Origin of the sequence: Mesorhizobium sp. M7A.T.Ca.US.000.02.2.1, assembly GCF_003996995.1 — a bacterium.
Classification (GTDB): Bacteria; Pseudomonadota; Alphaproteobacteria; order Rhizobiales; family Rhizobiaceae; genus Mesorhizobium.
Genome location: NZ_RZTT01000760.1, coordinates 1 through 1330 on the forward strand (window position 1 = coordinate 1; position 1330 = coordinate 1330).

2 protein-coding genes are annotated in these 1330 nt (G+C 60.5%); both read left to right on the forward strand.

Annotated features, from left to right (window positions below; all coding sequences use genetic code 11):
* Positions 1 to 261, forward strand: a 261-nt coding sequence (locus EOD15_RS34380; RefSeq protein WP_127409307.1) for a GFA family protein, incomplete at its 5' end; no start/stop codon positions are given.
* A gap of 176 nt (positions 262 to 437) precedes the next feature.
* Positions 438 to 1088: an OmpA family protein gene (locus tag EOD15_RS34385; RefSeq protein ID WP_013531371.1), complete on the forward strand. Its 651-nt coding sequence runs from the start codon at positions 438 to 440 to the stop codon at positions 1086 to 1088.
* Positions 1089 to 1330: the final 242 nt, after the last annotated feature.

Sequence of the window (1330 nt, forward strand, 5' to 3'; positions counted from 1 at the left end):
CTCTGGGCCTACTACGTGCCTTCGCAATTCAAGCTCACCAGCCCGATGAAGAACGTCTCTTTCTACCGCTGGGGATCGAAAACCGTAAAGCACGGTTTTTGCGCCACCTGCGGCTGCGGCACCTTTACCGAAACGCCGGACTGGTCGACCGGCGAGCCGGATTTCGACAATCCCAAGATCAGCGTCAACTCGCGACTGTTCGACGATTTCGATCTCGACAAGGTCGAAGTGGTGGTCATAGACGGCAAGAACCTCTGGTAGCCTGATCCGAACGATAGCGGCCCGGCGATGCGGCGCTATCGCCGAGTATCGGCCCCTCGGGAAAAGCCGTGAGCGGGGCTTTTGCCGTTCCGCTTTTCGCCGCAATTCGTGGTACAAGTCGCGGGAAGGGCTGATTTGGCGCCACCGCAAGGCGTGACTTGGAGAGGGACGATCCTATGAAAAAGACTGTGCTCGTCGTCGTGGCGACGGCTGTGCTCGTGAGCGCCTGCACCACCACCGATCCATATACAGGCGACCAGAAGATTTCCAACACCGCGGCCGGCGCCGGCCTTGGTGCCTTGGCGGGTGCCAGCCTTGGCCTGCTTGCCGGCGGCAATGACCGCCGCAATGCACTGATCGGCGCCGGCATCGGCGCGCTGGCCGGCGGCGCCATCGGCGCCACCATGGACCAGAACGAGGCCGAACTGCGCCGGCAGCTCGAGGGCACCGGTGTCAGCGTCACCCGCAGCGGCGACCAGATCATCCTCAACATGCCGTCCGACATCACCTTCAACTCGGATCAGGATGCGGTGAAGCCCGGCTTCTACCAGGTCCTGAACTCTGTCGCGCTGGTGCTGAAGAAGTTCAAGCAGACCACGGTCGACGTGTTCGGCCACACCGATTCGACCGGTGGCGACCAGCACAATTTCGATCTGTCGCAGCGCCGTGCTTTGGCGGTGGCGAACTATCTGTCCGGTCAGGGCGTGGATCAGCGGCGCTTCGCAGTCACCGGCTTCGGCAAGACACGCCCAGTCGCATCCAATGCCACGGCCGAAGGTCGCGCCCAGAACCGCCGCGTCGAGATCCAGCTTTCGCCGCTCACCTGATTTGTACGGCAAACCAATGCGAAGCGGCTCCCATGGGGGGCCGTTTTTGTTTGAGCGGATATTGGTGTTATTCAATTAGTTATTGCTAAAATACATCTTTCCCGCAGCGATGGAAAGGAATAGCATCATCGCTGTTCCTGAGGGGATGAGGCGGTGTCACTGGCCGCGCAATCAGCATTTTTCCGCCTCGGTCTTGCACGGCCAGATCAGAAATCTGGGAGGAATGCATGACAAGAACAGCC